The 14,878-nt window shown below is 76.2% G+C and carries 18 protein-coding genes; 9 read left to right on the top strand and 9 right to left on the bottom strand.

Going from position 1 to position 14,878, the window contains the following annotated elements; all coding sequences use genetic code 11:
* The first annotated feature begins 39 nt into the window (after window positions 1–39).
* Window positions 40–450, top strand: a complete 411-nt coding sequence (locus ACI8AC_RS12075) for a hypothetical protein (protein ID WP_456898013.1) — start codon at window positions 40–42, stop codon at window positions 448–450.
* Window positions 451–468: 18 nt separating this feature from the next.
* Here the strand turns inward: ACI8AC_RS12075 and ACI8AC_RS12080 are convergent, their stop codons facing one another.
* The 4 genes from ACI8AC_RS12080 to ACI8AC_RS12095 form a co-directional block, all read right to left on the bottom strand.
* Entirely contained in the window at window positions 469–693 is a 225-nt protein-coding gene (locus ACI8AC_RS12080) for a hypothetical protein (protein WP_456898014.1), read from the bottom strand.
* Between the two features lie 540 nt (window positions 694–1,233).
* On the bottom strand, window positions 1,234–1,608 hold the full coding sequence (locus tag ACI8AC_RS12085) for a type II toxin-antitoxin system VapC family toxin (RefSeq protein ID WP_456898016.1): 375 nt from the start codon (window positions 1,606–1,608) through the stop codon (window positions 1,234–1,236).
* Window positions 1,605–1,850: a type II toxin-antitoxin system Phd/YefM family antitoxin gene (locus ACI8AC_RS12090; RefSeq protein ID WP_456898018.1), complete on the bottom strand. Its 246-nt coding sequence runs from the start codon at window positions 1,848–1,850 to the stop codon at window positions 1,605–1,607. The genes ACI8AC_RS12085 and ACI8AC_RS12090 overlap by 4 nt, the downstream gene beginning before the upstream one ends.
* A 53-nt stretch (window positions 1,851–1,903) precedes the next feature.
* Window positions 1,904–2,857 (bottom strand): ABC transporter permease, encoded by a 954-nt coding sequence (locus ACI8AC_RS12095; protein WP_456898020.1) that lies wholly within the window; start codon window positions 2,855–2,857, stop codon window positions 1,904–1,906.
* 89 nt (window positions 2,858–2,946) lie between these two features.
* On the opposite strand from ACI8AC_RS12095, the gene ACI8AC_RS12100 reads away from it, so the two are divergent.
* From ACI8AC_RS12100 to ACI8AC_RS12110, 3 genes are read left to right on the top strand one after another with little or no spacing between them, the layout of a single operon-like run.
* Window positions 2,947–3,774 carry an ABC transporter permease gene (locus ACI8AC_RS12100; RefSeq protein ID WP_456898021.1) on the top strand — a complete coding sequence of 276 codons (828 nt, stop codon included), beginning with the start codon at window positions 2,947–2,949 and terminating at the stop codon, window positions 3,772–3,774.
* The gene (locus ACI8AC_RS12105) at window positions 3,771–4,628 is read left to right on the top strand and encodes a helix-turn-helix domain-containing protein (RefSeq protein ID WP_456898022.1); all 858 of its coding nucleotides are present in this window, start codon (window positions 3,771–3,773) and stop codon (window positions 4,626–4,628) included. The genes ACI8AC_RS12100 and ACI8AC_RS12105 overlap by 4 nt, the downstream gene beginning before the upstream one ends.
* A 9-nt stretch (window positions 4,629–4,637) precedes the next feature.
* Entirely contained in the window at window positions 4,638–5,231 is a 594-nt protein-coding gene (locus tag ACI8AC_RS12110; RefSeq protein ID WP_456898024.1) for a TIGR03086 family metal-binding protein, read from the top strand.
* 39 nt (window positions 5,232–5,270) lie between these two features.
* Here ACI8AC_RS12110 and ACI8AC_RS12115 read toward each other — a convergent pair whose 3' ends face one another.
* Together ACI8AC_RS12115 and ACI8AC_RS12120 are read right to left on the bottom strand one after the other, a co-directional pair.
* A complete protein-coding gene (locus ACI8AC_RS12115; protein WP_456898025.1) occupies window positions 5,271–5,687 on the bottom strand; it encodes a hypothetical protein in 417 nt (138 codons plus the stop codon).
* Between the two features lie 90 nt (window positions 5,688–5,777).
* On the bottom strand, window positions 5,778–6,416 hold the full coding sequence (locus tag ACI8AC_RS12120; RefSeq protein ID WP_456898026.1) for a LysE family translocator: 639 nt from the start codon (window positions 6,414–6,416) through the stop codon (window positions 5,778–5,780).
* Window positions 6,417–6,533: 117 nt separating this feature from the next.
* Between ACI8AC_RS12120 and ACI8AC_RS12125 the strand changes: the two genes are divergently transcribed.
* Window positions 6,534–7,256: a M50 family metallopeptidase gene (locus tag ACI8AC_RS12125; RefSeq protein WP_456898027.1), complete on the top strand. Its 723-nt coding sequence runs from the start codon at window positions 6,534–6,536 to the stop codon at window positions 7,254–7,256.
* A gap of 12 nt (window positions 7,257–7,268) precedes the next feature.
* Here the strand turns inward: ACI8AC_RS12125 and ACI8AC_RS12130 are convergent, their stop codons facing one another.
* Window positions 7,269–9,632 carry a glycoside hydrolase family 65 protein gene (locus ACI8AC_RS12130; RefSeq protein ID WP_456898029.1) on the bottom strand — a complete coding sequence of 788 codons (2,364 nt, stop codon included), beginning with the start codon at window positions 9,630–9,632 and terminating at the stop codon, window positions 7,269–7,271.
* Window positions 9,629–10,366 carry a beta-phosphoglucomutase family hydrolase gene (locus ACI8AC_RS12135; protein WP_456898031.1) on the bottom strand — a complete coding sequence of 246 codons (738 nt, stop codon included), beginning with the start codon at window positions 10,364–10,366 and terminating at the stop codon, window positions 9,629–9,631. The genes ACI8AC_RS12130 and ACI8AC_RS12135 overlap by 4 nt, the downstream gene beginning before the upstream one ends.
* A gap of 138 nt (window positions 10,367–10,504) precedes the next feature.
* On the opposite strand from ACI8AC_RS12135, the gene ACI8AC_RS12140 reads away from it, so the two are divergent.
* Both ACI8AC_RS12140 and ACI8AC_RS12145 read left to right on the top strand, forming a co-directional pair.
* A complete protein-coding gene (locus ACI8AC_RS12140) occupies window positions 10,505–11,050 on the top strand; it encodes a YbhB/YbcL family Raf kinase inhibitor-like protein (protein WP_456898033.1) in 546 nt (181 codons plus the stop codon).
* A gap of 134 nt (window positions 11,051–11,184) precedes the next feature.
* Entirely contained in the window at window positions 11,185–12,078 is an 894-nt protein-coding gene (locus tag ACI8AC_RS12145) for a serine hydrolase (protein WP_456898035.1), read from the top strand.
* Between the two features lie 26 nt (window positions 12,079–12,104).
* On the opposite strand, the gene ACI8AC_RS12150 is transcribed toward ACI8AC_RS12145, so the two are convergent.
* A complete protein-coding gene (locus tag ACI8AC_RS12150) occupies window positions 12,105–12,917 on the bottom strand; it encodes a GNAT family N-acetyltransferase (protein WP_456898036.1) in 813 nt (270 codons plus the stop codon).
* A 91-nt stretch (window positions 12,918–13,008) separates the two neighbouring features.
* Between ACI8AC_RS12150 and coaA the strand changes: the two genes are divergently transcribed.
* Both coaA and ACI8AC_RS12160 read left to right on the top strand, forming a co-directional pair.
* Window positions 13,009–13,971, top strand: a complete 963-nt coding sequence (gene coaA, locus ACI8AC_RS12155) for a type I pantothenate kinase (protein ID WP_456898037.1) — start codon at window positions 13,009–13,011, stop codon at window positions 13,969–13,971.
* Window positions 13,972–14,106: 135 nt separating this feature from the next.
* Window positions 14,107–14,724 (top strand): DUF5701 family protein, encoded by a 618-nt coding sequence (locus ACI8AC_RS12160; protein WP_456898038.1) that lies wholly within the window; start codon window positions 14,107–14,109, stop codon window positions 14,722–14,724.
* Window positions 14,725–14,878 lie beyond the last annotated feature (154 nt).

Genomic DNA, 14,878 nt, shown 5'->3' on the forward strand with positions numbered 1-14,878 from the left:
CCACCGGTTCGGTCACCGGTGGGGTCTACGGTGCCCACCGTGGCAGATCAGCAGGTCCGGCAGACGACCGCGGAGGAGGCGACGAACGGTCTCCCCACGCCCCGCACCGACGGCACCGGCGAGCGGCGCTGCGGCTGGTGCCGTCGGGTGCTGCCCCAGACCGGCTCGGTGGGCCGGCCGCGGCAGTACTGCGGGCAGGCCTGCCGGCAGCGGGCCTACGAGCAGCGCTCGGCCACCGCCAAGGCCGGGCTCTCCGGTGACGTCGTCCTGGTCAGCCGCGCCGAGCTCGACGGCCTGCAGGACCGGCTCTACCAGCTGCGCTGCGCGCTCGAGGACGTGGAGACCCTGCTGTCCGAGCGGCCGACCAAGGCCGAGCTGGAGCGCTCCCTGGCCGACCTCGTGCGCTCCACCGGCCGGCTCGACCGGCTCTGGGTCACCGAGCGCCGCTGACCACCCGCGCCGCGCCGGTCAGTCCGGGTCGTGGGTGTCGTCGTCGTTGCCCTCCTCGGCGTCGTGGATGTTGGGCAGGTTCTCCCGGTCGGCCTCCTCCGGCGAGAGCGTCTGGTCTGAGCCGGTGTCCTCGGTGGTGCCCTCGTCGGGGGTGTTCGGTGAGCCGCAGGCCGTCACCGTCGCCCCACCACCGAACAGGGCCAGAGCGGTCACCAGCGTGGCGAGCGGGCGTCTGAGTTGCATGACATCGACCCTACGAAGCCGACGGCATGCGCGCCCGTCGAGCCCGACACCGGGATTATTGCGTCACTGTGACGTAACTGGGGGTGGGTCAGCGGACCCGGGGGGAGCCGGACCGACCGTTCCCGGGAGGCGGTCCCGGGCGGGCAGGGAGGTCCCGGAGGTCCCGGCGGCCGTCGCGGGGCGACCGGTCGGGCCCGCCGCGGCGCCGGGTGCGATCCGGGCGGTCGGGCCGCGGGCGGCCGGCGACGTCCGGGACGAGGCCGGGCACGCGAGCCCCGTCCCGGGCAGGGACGTCCGGGACGAGGCCGGGCGCCGGGACGCGGGCGACGGGCCGCCGTCAGGTCGGGCAGGCTCGACCACGGCGTCGGACCCGCAGGGGTCGGACGGGCGGACCGTCACCGCGCACCCGGCCGAGCACCGGCGGGCCGGTCGGACCGCCGGACGAGCCCCGTCCCACACCCGCCGAGCAACCGCCGATAATGCACATTATGTCAACCAGCACGGGCGGGACCGCTGCCCGGCGACCTCCCCCGCAGCGGCTCAGGCCAGCGTGAGGACGTCGTAGTCGGCCAGCCGCCGGTCGGCCGTGACGAGGACCAGGCGCCGGCGCACCGCCTGGGCGATCAGCATGCGGTCGAACGGGTCGTCGTGGTGGCGCGGCAGCGCGCCGGCCGCCAGGCCGTCCTCGACGGTGACCGGCAGTTCGTCGAAGCCGTGCCGCTCGAGCTCCTGCTGGAGCCCGGCGGGTACCGAGAGCTTGCCGATCGCGGCCTTGATCGCCACCTCCCACGCCGATGCCGCCGAGACCATGACCGCCGTCGACGGCTCCGCGATGGCCTCCCGCATGGCCGGGCTGAGGCGCGGGTCGTCCGCCAGCCACCAGAGCAGGACGTGCGTGTCCAGCAGCAGCGTCACGGGGCGGGGTCGCCGTGGAACGCCGCGACGAGCTCGGGGGGCGTCTCGTCGAAGTCGTCGGCGAGGACCACGCGACCGCGCCACGAGCCGGGGGTCCGCGGCTGCGTCCGGGTACCGGCCGGGACGAGCCGGGCGACCGGCTTGCCGGAGCGGGCGATGACGACGTCCTCCCCCGCCTCGACCGCCTCCAGCAGCCGGGACAGGTGCGTCTTCGCCTCGTGCACGTTCACCGTCCGCGCCATGCCGTCCAGTGTCCTTGGCTAAGTCGGACTAGGTCAAGCCGGCGACCCGGACCTCACCCCGTCCGCGCCAGGCGGACCCGCGGGTCGAGGGCGGCCACCGCGACGTCGGCGAGGGCGTTGGCCACGATGGCCACCGCCATGACCACCGCGGTGAGCCCGAGCAGCAGCGCCCGGTCCCGGTCGCGGATCGCCTCGACGAGCGCGGCGCCCAGCCCGGGCATGCCGAACACCTGCTCGACCACGATCAGCCCGACGAACAGCTGGCCCACGGTCGCGGCCACGAAGGTCACCACCGCGGTCAGCGCCGGCCGCAGCGCGTGCACGCCGACGACGCGGACCGGCCGCAACCCGCGGCTGCGGGCGGCGTGCACGTACGGCGAGGAGAGCGCGTCGGAGAGCTCGGCGCGGGTCAGCAGGGCGACGTAGCCGGTCGACAGCGCCGCGAGGGCCAGGACGGGCAGCACGTAGGTGTCCGGCTCCCCCGACGCCCCGTTGAGCGGCAGCCAGTCGAGCTCGGAGCCGAACACGACCCGCAGCGCGGACGCCGCCACCAGCACCGGGGTGCCGACCAGCAGCAGCGCGACCGCGTAGACACCGGTACCGCCGCGCCGGCTACCCGCCGCCAGCGCACCGGCGACCACGCCCACCACCGACTGCACCACCAGGGCGCCGAGGAGGATGACCGCGCTCACCGGGGCCGTCGCCGCCACGACCGCGGTCACCGCGGGCCCGCCACCGGGGTCGCCCCAGGCGTCCACCGGGAAGCCCCGGCCCAGGTCCCCGGTGAGGACGTCCCCCAGCCACAGCAGGTACTGCACCGGCAACGGCTCGTCGAGGTGGTACTGGGCGGTGACCGCGTCGTAGACCTCCTCCGGCGGCGGCCGGTCCCCGAACAGGCCCCGCACCGGGTCGCCGGGCAGCAGGGTGACCGCGACGAAGACCAGGGTCAGCGCCGCCCACAGGCTGGCCACCATCTGCACGGCCCGGCGGGCGACGAAGGCGCTCACCGGAACATCCTGGCAGCGGCGGAGGCCGGGAGGAGGCTGCGGCGAGACGGCGGCGAGACGGCGGCGACTCGGTACGGCACACTCCCCCGGTGCTCCCGCGTCCGGCCCGGCGCCCGGTCAACGTGCCGCTGCTGCTCGCCCTCCTGCTGCTGGGCACGCTGACCGCGATGGCGCTGGTCCCCGACGCCTTCACCGACGCCGACCCCCGCGACTGCAGCCTGTCGAACTCGCTGCGCCCGCCGAGCCGGGAGCACCCGTTCGGCTTCGACCTCTTCGGCTGCGACTACGCGGCGCGGACCATCCACGGCACGCGGACCTCGCTGCTCCTGGCCGCCGCCGTGGTCGCCGGCACCACGCTGCCGGCCGTCGTGCTCGGGACGCTGGCCGGGTACGCCGGCGGCGTCGTCGACGCGCTGGTCTCCCGGGTGACCGACGTGTGGTCGGGGATCCCGATCGTGCTCGGCGGGCTGGTGCTGCTCAGCGTCACCCAGGAACGCGGGCTGGTGCAGGTGGTCGTCGTCCTCACCGTGTTCAGCTGGCCCCCGATGGTGCGGGTGATGCGCGCGGCCACCCAGCAGGCCAAGGAGCTGGATTTCGTCACAGCCGCCCGGGCGCTCGGGGTGGGCCGGCTGCGGCTGGTCCGCCGGCACGTGCTGCCCGCGGCCCTGCGGCCGCTCGCGGTCTTCGCCAGCGGCTACGCCGGGGTGCTCATCTCCACCGAGGCCATCCTGACCTTCGCCGGCGTCGGGCTGCAGCGGCCGGCGCAGTCGTGGGGCATCCAGCTGCAGCAGGCCCAGGAGCGGGTGCTGGAGGCGCCGCACCTGCTGGTCTTCCCGGGGCTGTTCCTGGTCGCCGCCGTCCTGGGGTGCGTGCTGCTGGGCGAGGGGCTGCGCCCCCGCGCGCCGGGACGGCGATGAGTCCGGGCGCCCCCGCCGGCCGGCCGCCGCTGACCGGACGGCCGGACGGCACCCGCGGCATCCTGCACCCGGCGGCGATCCCGGACGTCTTCACCCTCGACCGGCGGCCGCCGACGTCGGCGACGGCGGACCTGGTGGCCGTCTTCTGGCAGGTGCAGTGGGACCTGCCGCCCGGCGCGGTGCACGAGTCGCTGGTGCTGTCCTTCCCGGCGGTGAACCTGTCCGTCGAGCCCGACGGCGTCTGGGTGACCGGACCGGTCTCGGGCACCTACCGGCGGCCGCTCCGGGGTGCGGCGACGGTGCGGGCGGTCCGCTTCCGGGCGGCCGGCTTCCGGTCCCTGGTCGACGGCCCGGTGAGCCGGCTGCGCGACCGGGTGGTCCCGGCCGCCGACCTGCTGCCCCTGCCCGGGGACCTCGCCGCGCGGGTGCGCGCCGCGGCCGGCCTGCAGGGGGCGCGGGACGTGCTGGAGCCGTGGCTGGGCGGCCTGCCCCGCCGGCCCGACCCGGCCCGCGAGGACGCCGAGGCGGCCGTCGCCCTGGTGGAGGCCGACCGCACGATCACCCGCGTCGACCGGCTCGCCGAGCGCACCGGCTACGGCGTGCGGGCCCTGCAGCGGCTGTTCACCGACCAGGTCGGGCTGCCGGTGAAGCTGGTCGTCCGGCACGCGCGGCTGCGGGAGGTCGCCGAGCGGGCCCTGACCGGGGACGTCGACTGGGCCGCGGTGGCCGCCGAGCTCGGGTACAGCGACCAGGCGCACCTGGTCCGGGACTTCACCGCCGCGGTGGGCACGCCCCCGGCCCGGTACGCCCGGCAGTCGCGTTCCTCCAAGACCGCCGGCGGGCGCGCTCCCTAGCGTCGGGGCATGACGACGAGCACGCTCCCGGCCACCTACGACCGGCTCGCCGAGGCGGCCGCGGAGGCCGCCCGGATCGCCCGGGGCGCGGCCCGCGCGCCGCTGGACTCCCCCACGCCGGACGCCGGCTGGGACCTGCGGGCGCTGGTCGACCACTGGGTCCTCTACAGCGCGCACGGCCTGGAGCGGCGGGCCCGCCGGGAGCCGCTGACCGAGGAGCTCACCGGCCGCGACTTCGCCGGGGAGCCGGACTGGGCGGACCGCTACGCCGCGCAGCTGGACCGCGCGCTGGCCGCCTGGCGCGACCCGGCGGCGTGGGAGGGCGAGATCGACCTCGGCGGCATGCGGGTGCCGGCGGTCGACGTGGCCGGGATGCTGGTCAAGGAGCTGGTGCTGCACGGCTGGGACGTCGCCCGCGCGACCGGACAGGAGATCGCCGTGCCCGAGGGGACGGCCCGCCTCGTGCTCGACCTGGTCGTCGAGCACGGCGCGCTGTTCCGGGAGCACGGCGGCTTCGCCGGTGCGCTGCCGGTCCCGGCGGGGGCGGCCACCCTGGAGCGCGCCCTGCGTCTCTCCGGCCGGGACCCGGGCTGGCGGCGCTGAGGTCCCCGGTGTGCACCACCGCCCCGCAGTCCGTCCTGCTCACTCCGGGCCCAGCCATCGGGACGTCTGCGGCTCCAGTGCGGCGAGGACGACTGCCAGCGGGCCGATGGTCCACGCGACCGCATCGGTGGCACGGGCGGCGTCGTGGGTCATCCACTCCTGCACCGGCCAGGCGACGGCCGCTGCCACGCCCACCGCCACGACCGCGCCGAAGGCCAGGCGGAGCAGCGTTCGTCGTGCTGCGCGGGCAGCTCGCACAGGACGGTGGAACGCCAGCACCACCAGGACTATCAGGCACCCCACGACGGTGCCGAATGCATCCCAGTCGCCCTCGCCGGTGAACAGCACCACCGATCCGGCGAGGCCCGCGAGGACCAGGGCCGCGCTGTCGACGTCCCGCAGGGCACCCTCAGCGGCGCCGGGTGGGGCCGGATCGGGCTGCGGGCGTGTCACCACAATGGGAGGATCGTTCCTCCCGCGACGGGGTGGGCAGTGGCCAACGTCCCGGGATCTCGTCCCGTGATCGCCACCACCGCTCGCAGGTCGTCAGCGGGCGGTGACCGCCACCCGCACGCCGAGGGCCACCAGCACCGTGCCGCTGACCGCCTCCAGCCGCCGCCGCACCCGGGGCCGGCGGAACCACGCCCCGGCCCGGGCGACCGCGGCCGCCAGGCCCAGGTAGAGCGCGGTCTCCAGGGTGACCTGGAGCAGCGCCAGGACGGCGGTGGTGGCGAACACCGGCCCGTCGGCGGGGACGAACTGCGGGTAGAAGGCGAGCATGAAGACCGCGGCCTTCGGGTTGGCCAGCTGCACCAGCAGCCCCTCGCCGAACGCCGTCCACCAGCGCCGGGCGCCCGGGGCCGCGACCGGGGCCGGCACCTCCTCCCCGCGGTCGCGCCACGCCGCCCGCCAGGCCCGCAGCCCCAGCCACAGCAGCACCGACGCGCCGACCACCCGGAGCACCACGTAGGCGACCTCGGAGGCGGCCACCAGCGCGGCGAACCCGGCACCGGCGGCCAGCGCCCACAGGTACAGGCCCAGCTCGAGCCCGAGCACCGTGGGAACCGCGCCGGCCAGCCCGCGCAGCGCGGCCCGCCGCACGATGAGCGCCATCGCCGGGCCGGGCGAGGCGGAGATGAGCAGCACCGCCGGCACGAAGGCGGGCAGGGTGCCGAGGAGGTCCACGCCGGGATGCTGGCAGCCGGTGCCCGGCCGGTCGAGCGGGTTGTGGCGGCGGCACGCCCCCGGGGTCACCGGGGCGGGTCCCGGGTCCGGCCGGGTCGGTGGGGTTGACTGCCGCCCGTGGACGTCGTGCAGCGGTTCTGGACCCGGGTCACCACCGCGGTGCCCGACCTGCCGACCGCCGTCGTCCTCGCCGCGCTGGCCGGAGCGGTCGTCGTGGTGCTGACCCCGGCGCTGTGGCGGCCGGCCCGCACCGTGGTCACCATCGCGCACGAGGGCGCCCACGGCCTGGCGGCGCTGGTCGCCGGACGCCGCCTGGCGGGGATCCGGCTGCACTCGGACACCTCGGGGCTCACCGTGTCCGCCGGCCGCCCCACCGGCGCCGGCATGGTCCTGACCTGCGCGGCGGGCTACCCGGGCCCGGCGCTGGCCGGGCTGGGCGCGGCGGCGCTGCTGACCACCGGGCACGCGGCCGGGCTGCTGTGGGCGCTGCTGGCCCTGCTGGCCCTGCTGCTGGTGCAGATCCGCAACTGGTACGGCCTGTGGGCGGTGCTGGCCACCGCCGCGGTGGTGCTCGCCGTCACCTGGTGGCTGCCGCCCGCGGCGCAGGCCGCGTTCGCCGCCGCCGGCACCTGGTTCCTGCTGCTGGCCGCCCCGAAGGCCGTCGTCGAGCTGCAGCGGGCCCGCCGCCGCCGGGCCGCACCGGACTCCGACGCGGACCAGCTGGCGCGGCTCACCGGCCTGCCCGCGCTGCTGTGGGTGGGGCTGTTCCTGCTCCTGGACGGCGGCGCGCTGCTGCTGGGCGGCTGGTGGCTGCTCGGCGAGGGCTGGCTGCCCGGCTGACCGGGCCCGGCCTCAGCCGCGCGCCCGCCGCCGCGGGGCCAGCCCGGGCGGCTGCCGCACCGGGTCGACCTGACCCAGCGCGGGGATCGGCACCTCGGTCTCCTCCTCGTCCACGGTGATCCGCCGGCCGTGGTGGTGGACGTCGAGCGGCTCGCCCTCCACGAGGCGGTAGGTGGCCGTCGTGGGCAGCACCGTCACCAGCAGGCAGCGGCCCTGGTAGCGCACCCGGAAGCGCAGCCGGGTGATCGGCTCCGGCAGCCGCGGGGAGAACAGCAGGTGCCCCTCGTGGTCGCGCATGCCGCCGAAGCCGGCGACGGCGACCGTCCAGCCCCCGGCCAGCGAGGCGATGTGCAGCCCGTGCCCGGAGTTGCCGTGCAGGTTGTGCAGGTCGGTGAGCGTCGCCTCGGCCCAGTAGTCGTAGGCCAGCCCGACGTGGCCGGTCTCGGCGGCCACCACCGCCTGCTGCGCGGCCGACAGCGAGGAGTCCCGGACGGTGCGCGCCTCGTAGTAGGCGAAGTCGGCGGCCTTCTCCTCCTGGGTGAAGGCGTCACCGCGCAGGTGCAGCGCCATGACCAGGTCGGCCTGCTTGACCACCTGCCGGCGGTAGAGCTCGTAGTAGGGGTAGTGCAGCAGCAGGGGGTAGTCCTCCTCCGGGGTCCCGGCGAAGTCCCACTCCTCGTGGTGGGTGAACCCCTCGGACTGCATGTGCACGCCCAGGCGGGGGTCCCACGGCACCCGCATCATCTTGGCCGCGCGGGTCCAGGTCTCCAGCTCCTCGTCGGTGACGTCCAGCCGGCCGGCGACGTCGGGCTGGCGCCGCGCGGCCGCCACCGCCTCGATGAGGTTCCGCTGCGCCATGAGGTTGGTGTAGACGTTGTTGTCGACGACCGCCGTGTACTCGTCCGGGCCGGTCACCCCGTCGATCCGGAACCCGTCCTCGGCGTCGAAGTGGCCGAGGGAGGCCCACAGCCGGGCGGTCTCGATGAGCAGCTCGGCGCCGTGGTCCCGGTCGAACTCCTCGTCCAGCGTCGCGTGGTGGTAGCGGACGACGGCGTCGGCGATGTCGGCGTTGATGTGGAAGGCCGCCGTCCCGGCCGGCCAGTAGCCCGAGGTCTCCTCGCCGCGGATCGTCCGCCACGGGAAGGCCGCGCCGCGCCGGCCCAGCTCCTGGGCCCGGGCCCGGGCCAGTTCGAGGGTGGAGTGCCGCCAGCGCAGCGCGTCGCGGGCGGCGTCCGGGGCGGTGTAGGTGAGCACCGGCAGCACGTAGGTCTCGGTGTCCCAGAAGGTGTGCCCGTCGTAGCCCGGCCCGGTCAGGCCCTTGGCCGGGATGGGCTGGCGCTCGGCGCGCAGCCCGGCCTGCAGGACGTGGAAGATGCCGACCCGGACCGCCTGCTGCAGCTCGTCATCGCCCTCGATCTCCACGTCGGCGTGCGCCCAGTGCTCGTCGAGCACCTCCTTCTGCTCGCGCAGCAGCCGCTCGAAGCCGGCCAGCTTGGCCGTGGCCAGCGCGCCCTCGACCTGGTCGCGGAGCGCGGCCGACGACCGGCGGGAGGACCACCCGTAGGCGAGGTACTTGACCATCTTCACCGCCGAGCCCTGCGGCAGCCGGGCGGCCAGGGTGAAGCGGGCGAGGTCCTGACCGGCCTCGATGTCCTCCTCGGCCGAGTCGGGCACGTCCACGACGTGGTCCATGCCCGCCGCCATGCGCAGCCGGCTGCGCTTGGTGCGGTGCACGAGGACCGCCCGCCGGCCCCGGCCCACCGCCATCTCCGACACCAGCGGCCGGGCCAGCGCCGCGGCGGCCCGCGGGTCCTCGGACTCCGTGCCGCTGTCGACCGGCTCGTTGGCCAGCAGGTCCGACTGCAGCGCGATGTAGAGGTCGCCGCGCCCGTCGGTGCACTCGACCGTGTACTCGATGGCCGCGATCGACCGGCGCCGCAGCGACACCAGCCGGGTGCTGGTGACGACGACCTCCCGGCCGTTGGGCGAGCGCCACTCGGTGCGCCGCCGGAGCACCCCCCGGCGCAGGTCCAGCGTGCGGCGGTGCTCGACGACCTCGCCGTAGTCGAGGTCCAGCGGGGTGTCGCCGACCAGCAGCCGGATCAGCTTGCCGTCGGTCACGTTGACGACGGTCTGCCCCTGCTCGGGGAAGCCGTAGCCCGCCTCGGCGTAGGGCAGCGGCCGCTCCTCGAAGAAGCCGTTGAGGTAGGTGCCGGCGACGACGACCGGCTCGCCCTCCTCGAACGAGCCGCGCATGCCGATGTGCCCGTTGGCCAGCGCGAACACCGACTCGTTGACCCCCAGCGAGGCGTGGTCCAGACCGGTCTCGGTCAGCGCCCAGGGCTCGACGGGGAAGCTCGCCCGCCCCTCGGTCACGGCCGCTCGCCGCCGTCCAGGAGCTGGTCGAGGTCGGTGACGACGACGTCGGCGCCGGAGGACCGCAGGCCCTCGGCCTGCCCCACCCGGTCGACGCCCACCACCAGCCCGAAGTCACCGGCGCGCCCCGCGGCGACCCCGGCGAGGGCGTCCTCGAACACCGCGGCCGCGGCCGGCTCGACCCCCAGCGCCCGGGCCCCGGCGAGGAAGGTGTCGGGGGCCGGCTTGCCGCGCAGCCCCTGCTCGGCGGCGACCACCCCGTCGACCCGCGCGTCGACCAGGTCGGCGAACCCCCCGGCCGCGATGACCTCGCCGCCGTTGCGCGAGGCGGTGACGACGGCGGTGGCCAGCCCGGCCTCCTTGACCGCGCGCAGGTAGCGCATCGAGCCGGGGTAGACCTCGACGCCGTGCTCGGCGAGCTCGGCGTGCACGAGGTCGTTCTTCCGCCGCCCCACGCCGTGCACGGTCGCGGCGTCCGGCGGGTCGTCGGCCGTCCCCTCCGGGAGCGTGATGCCGCGGCTGGCCAGGAAGTCCCGCACGCCGTCGAGTCGGGGTTTGCCGTCGACGTAGCGGTTGTAGTCGAGCTGGGTGAACTCGGCCGCGCCCGGGTCGGAGCGGCGGAGGAACTCGTCGAAGGTCCGCTTCCAGGCGGCCATGTGCACCGTCGCGGTGCGCGTCAGCACACCGTCGAGGTCGAACAGGCAGGCGCGGATGGCGCCGGGGAGTCCGAGCACGACTGCGACGCTACCGCCGCGCGGGGCCCGGCGCGGGCGGCGGTGCTGGTCGGGGGCGGTCCTGTCGACCTGCGCACTCCCGGCGGGACTCCCTAGGGTCGGCGGCGAGAAGCGGCCCCGACCCCGGAGGAGAACGCCATGGCCGACCGGCCCGTCCCGCCGAACCCGTTCGACTACCTGCCGGAGGTGCCCGGCTTCACCGTGACCAGCGCGGACTGCAGCGACGGGCAGCCCCTGCCGCGGCCCCAGGTCAGCGGGGTCATGGGCGCCGGCGGCGAGGACGTCTCCCCGCACCTGTCGTGGTCGGGCTTCCCCGAGGGGACGAGGAGCTTCGCGGTGACCGTCTACGACCCGGACGCCCCGACGCAGAGCGGCTTCTGGCACTGGGCGGTGGCCAACATCCCCGTCTCGGTCACCGAGCTCCCCGCCGGGGCGGCCTCCGACGGCGGTGCCGGACTGCCCGAGGGCGCGGTGCAGCTGCGCAACGACGCCGGCTTCCACGGCTTCGTCGGCGCGGCCCCCCCGCCCGGCCACGGGCCGCACCGCTACCTGGTCACCGTGCACGCCGTCGACACCGAGGCCCTCGACGTCGCCCCCGACACCACGCCGGCGGTGCTGGGGTTCAACCTGTTCAGCCACACCCTCGCCCGGGCGACGCTGACGGCCACCTACGAACAGGGCTGATCCTCAGGCCCTGAGCAGGGCGGGCGGGCTCGCAGCGCCACTCCACGGCGACGCAGCGCGAGCGACGCGCCGGTTCACCCGGCGGTCACTTGAGCGCTGGAAGTGTTGCCCGCAATGCAGAGCACCATCGGGGCATGACGGCCGCCCACCGGCTGCGCCGTCCTCGGTCTGCGCTCCGGGGCGGCGTGGTCCTCGCCCTGCTCCTGCCCGCGCTGCTGGCCACCGCGCTGGTGCTGCCGGAGCGGCGGGCGGCGGCCGGCGAGCTCGTCCCCGCCGACGCCGTCGCCGCGATCACCGCCGCCTACGGCGGCATCGGAGCGCTCGCCGTCGTCGTCGCCCCCCAGCTGCAGCCGGCCGGAGCCCTGCCGGAACGCGCCGCGGAGGCGCGAGCCGTGCGCGCGCTGGCCGCCGCCCGGGGCAACGACCTCGCCGGCCGGCCGTTCCCCACCGCGTCCATGGTCAAGCTCTTCCTGGCCGAGCAGGTGCTGCACCGGGCCCGCACCGGCCAGGTGGGCCTCACCGACGCCGACCGGGCCCGCCTCGAGCGGATGATCACCCGCTCCGACGACCCGGCCGCCTCCGCGGTGTGGGGGCAGTTCGACGGGGCGCAGGCCGTGCAGGACGTCGCCCGGCGCTACGGCCTGCTGGGCACCGGCCCACCCGCGGTGCGCGGCCAGTGGGGCGAGGCCTACACCACCGCCGCCGACCTCGCCCGCTTCATGGCGCTGCTGCCGGTCGTCGCCCACCCCGACGACGCGGCCACCCTGCTCGGCTGGATGCAGGCGGCCACGCCGGTGGCGGCCGACGGCTTCGACCAGCAGTTCGGCGTCTTCGGCACCGTCCCGGGGACGCCCGCGGTCAAGCAGGGCTGGATGTGCTGCGTGGGCGGCGCCCGGCACCTGCACTCGCTGGGGGTGTTCGACGGGCAGGTCGTCGTCCTGCTCAGCGAGGTGCCCCGCTCCACCGGCTACGACGCCGCCCGGGCCGCGCTGGACACCGCCGCGGCCGCGATGCACCTGAACACCTGAGATGCGCCTGAGCGCCTGAGCGGCGCTCAGCCTCCGGTCCCGGAGGGGGCCCGGTCGGCGAGGCCGACGGTCGCCAGCCGGGCGAACCCCACCCGCTCGTAGACCCGGGCCACGTCGTCGTCCCCCGCCACGAGGAACACCAGGTCCGCGGTCTCGCGGGCGTGCGCCACGAGGGCCGAGGCGAGCCCCGCCCCGAGCCCGCGACCGCGGAACCGCGGCATCGTCGCCACCCCGACGATCTCGCTGACCTCCCCGCCGTCGACCTCCAGGGGGTGGTGCGACCCGATGGCGACCGGCTCGCCGTGCTCCACGGCCACCATCAGGACGGTGCGGCCGGTGGCGATCCGCTCGCGCAGGGCGGCGGTGCGGGCCGACTCCGGCGGGCCGGGGAGCGCCCCGTCGGCCTCCCCGTCCGGTCCGGGGTGGGCGAAGGCGATGGCCGACAGGTGCTGGTAGCGGGCCAGCTGCGGGTCGTCGGCGCCGATCACGTACAGCCGCACCCCGGCCGGGAGCAGCAGCTCGACGGGGTCCACGCTGACCAGCAGCGGCGCCTCCTCCACGGTCAGCCCGGCGGCCCGGACCGCGGCGGCCGCCGTGGGCGCGCACTCGCACACCCACTCCACCGCCACCGGGAGCCCGGCGCGCTCCTGCAGCTCGGCCGCGGCCCGCACGTCGGCCGCCGTCACCGTGGCCTCGGGGCGGGGGCGCGCGGGGTAGGGCCAGGCGGGGCTGCCGACCGGGACGTCGAGGGAACCCACCGTCTCGATCCGGGCGTCGGCCAGCGGCGCGGCGGCGAAGTACCGCTCGATGCGGTCGAGCAGCCCGGGCTGGTGCACCACACCGGCACCCTAGACGCCGCCGGCCGCTCCCCGGCCCGGCAGGCGGCCCCGGGGCCCCCGGCCGGGTGACCACCGCACCCCGGACGGCACGATGGGGGCCGTGACGGCAGGGACACGCACCCAGGTCTCGCCCTACGCGGTCTTCGACCGCGGCTCGTGGCGAGCGCTCGCGGCCGGCTCGACCCTGCCGCTGGACGAGGCCGAGCTGCGCGCCCTGGCCACCCTCGGCGACCGGATCGACCTCGACGAGGTCGCCACGGTGTACCTGCCCCTGGCTGAGCTGCTGCGGCTGCACGTGGAGGCCAGCCGCCGGCTGTGGGCGGCCCGCAGCGCCTTCCTCGGCGACGGCACGGCCAAGGTCCCCTACGTGATCGCCGTGGCCGGCAGCGTCGCCGTCGGCAAGAGCACCACCAGCCGGCTGCTGCAGACGCTCCTGGCCGCCGGCCCGGACGCCCCCCGCGTCGACCTCGTCACGACCGACGGGTTCCTGCTGCCCAACGCCGAGCTGGAGGCCCGCGGCCTGCTGGGCCGCAAGGGCTTCCCGGAGAGCTACGACCGCCGCGCCCTCCTGCGGTTCCTCGCCGCGGTCAAGTCCGGCCGCGGCGAGGTCAGCGCCCCGCTGTACGACCACCAGTCCTACGATGTCGTCCCCGGGGCCCGCCAGGTGGTCGACCGGCCCGACATCCTCGTCCTGGAAGGGCTCAACGTCCTCCAGGCCGGCCGCCTCCCCGACGGGCACGCCCCGGAGGTCTTCCTCTCGGACTTCTTCGACTTCTCCGTCTACGTCGACGCCGCCGAGTCCGACATCCGGGAGTGGTACGTCGAGCGGTTCCTGGCCCTGCGCCGGACCGCCTTCCGCGACTCGACCGCCTACTTCCACCGCTACGCCGACCTCACCGACGAGGAGGCCCGCGCGACGGCGCTGTCCATCTGGGCGGCGGTCAACGGCCCCAACCTGCGGTCGAACATCGCCCCGACCCGCTCCCGCGCCCGGCTGGTGCTGCAGAAGTCCGCCGACCACTCGGTCCGGCGGGTCTTGCTCCGCAAGATCTGACGAGGCCCCTTCCCTGTCATGGCACGTTCTCGAACCGATCTGTTTTAGACATTGTTAGGGATAACGGTACAGGGAACGACGGTGCGTCGGTGGGCGTTGACCACGGGCCGCTGCTCCGCCCCCTCCGGAGGTCCCGTGCTGCCGACCCTGCCCAGCCCCGCCGTCCAGGCCGAGCGCCTCGTCGCCCTCGGTGCCGCCGAGCTCGCCGGCGTCCCCGCCGAGCGGCTGCGGGCCACCGTCGCCGGCGCCCCGGCCGGCCTGCTCGTCGTCCCCGTCGCCCCCTCCGCCCTGACCCCGCTGGTCGAGCGCGAGGGCTCCCGCGCCTTCGTCGTCACCGACATGACCGACGTCGACGAGTTCGCCCCGGCCGCCGACGTCACCCTGCCAGCCGGCCCGGCCTACCTGGTGGAAGACCCGGCCCGTGGCGACGACCTGCTCGGCCTGCGACCGGTGGAGGCGCTGCCGCGCATCGCCGCGGCCGGGCGTACCCCGCTGACCCTCGCCGAGGGGCTGACCTGGCTGCTGCAGTGCCCGGAGGTGCTGGCGCGCAACGCCTGCTTCATGACCCTGGGCTCCCGTCGCCGGCGCCCCGACGGCTCGCTCGACCCCCGGACACCGGCGCTGTGGCTGAGCAACGGCACCGGCCGGGACGGCGCCGCCCGCCGCGGGGCGCCCAAGGTCGGCTGGTGCTGGGCCGGCAACCGGCACAGCTGGCTGGGCTTCGCCACCGGGGCCGGCCGCCGCGCCCTCTGACGCGCCGGCGCCTCCCGACGTCGCTGCTTCTCCGCACCTGTCGTCACCAGCTGCGCGATGTCGGCCGCAAGTTGGGGATAACGGTTCGAGGGACGGCGTGACGACGGGCCCGGCGCCGGCAGGCGGCGGCGGGTCCGTCGTGGGAGCGGCGGTT

This window comes from Geodermatophilus sp. SYSU D00758, assembly GCF_054049955.1.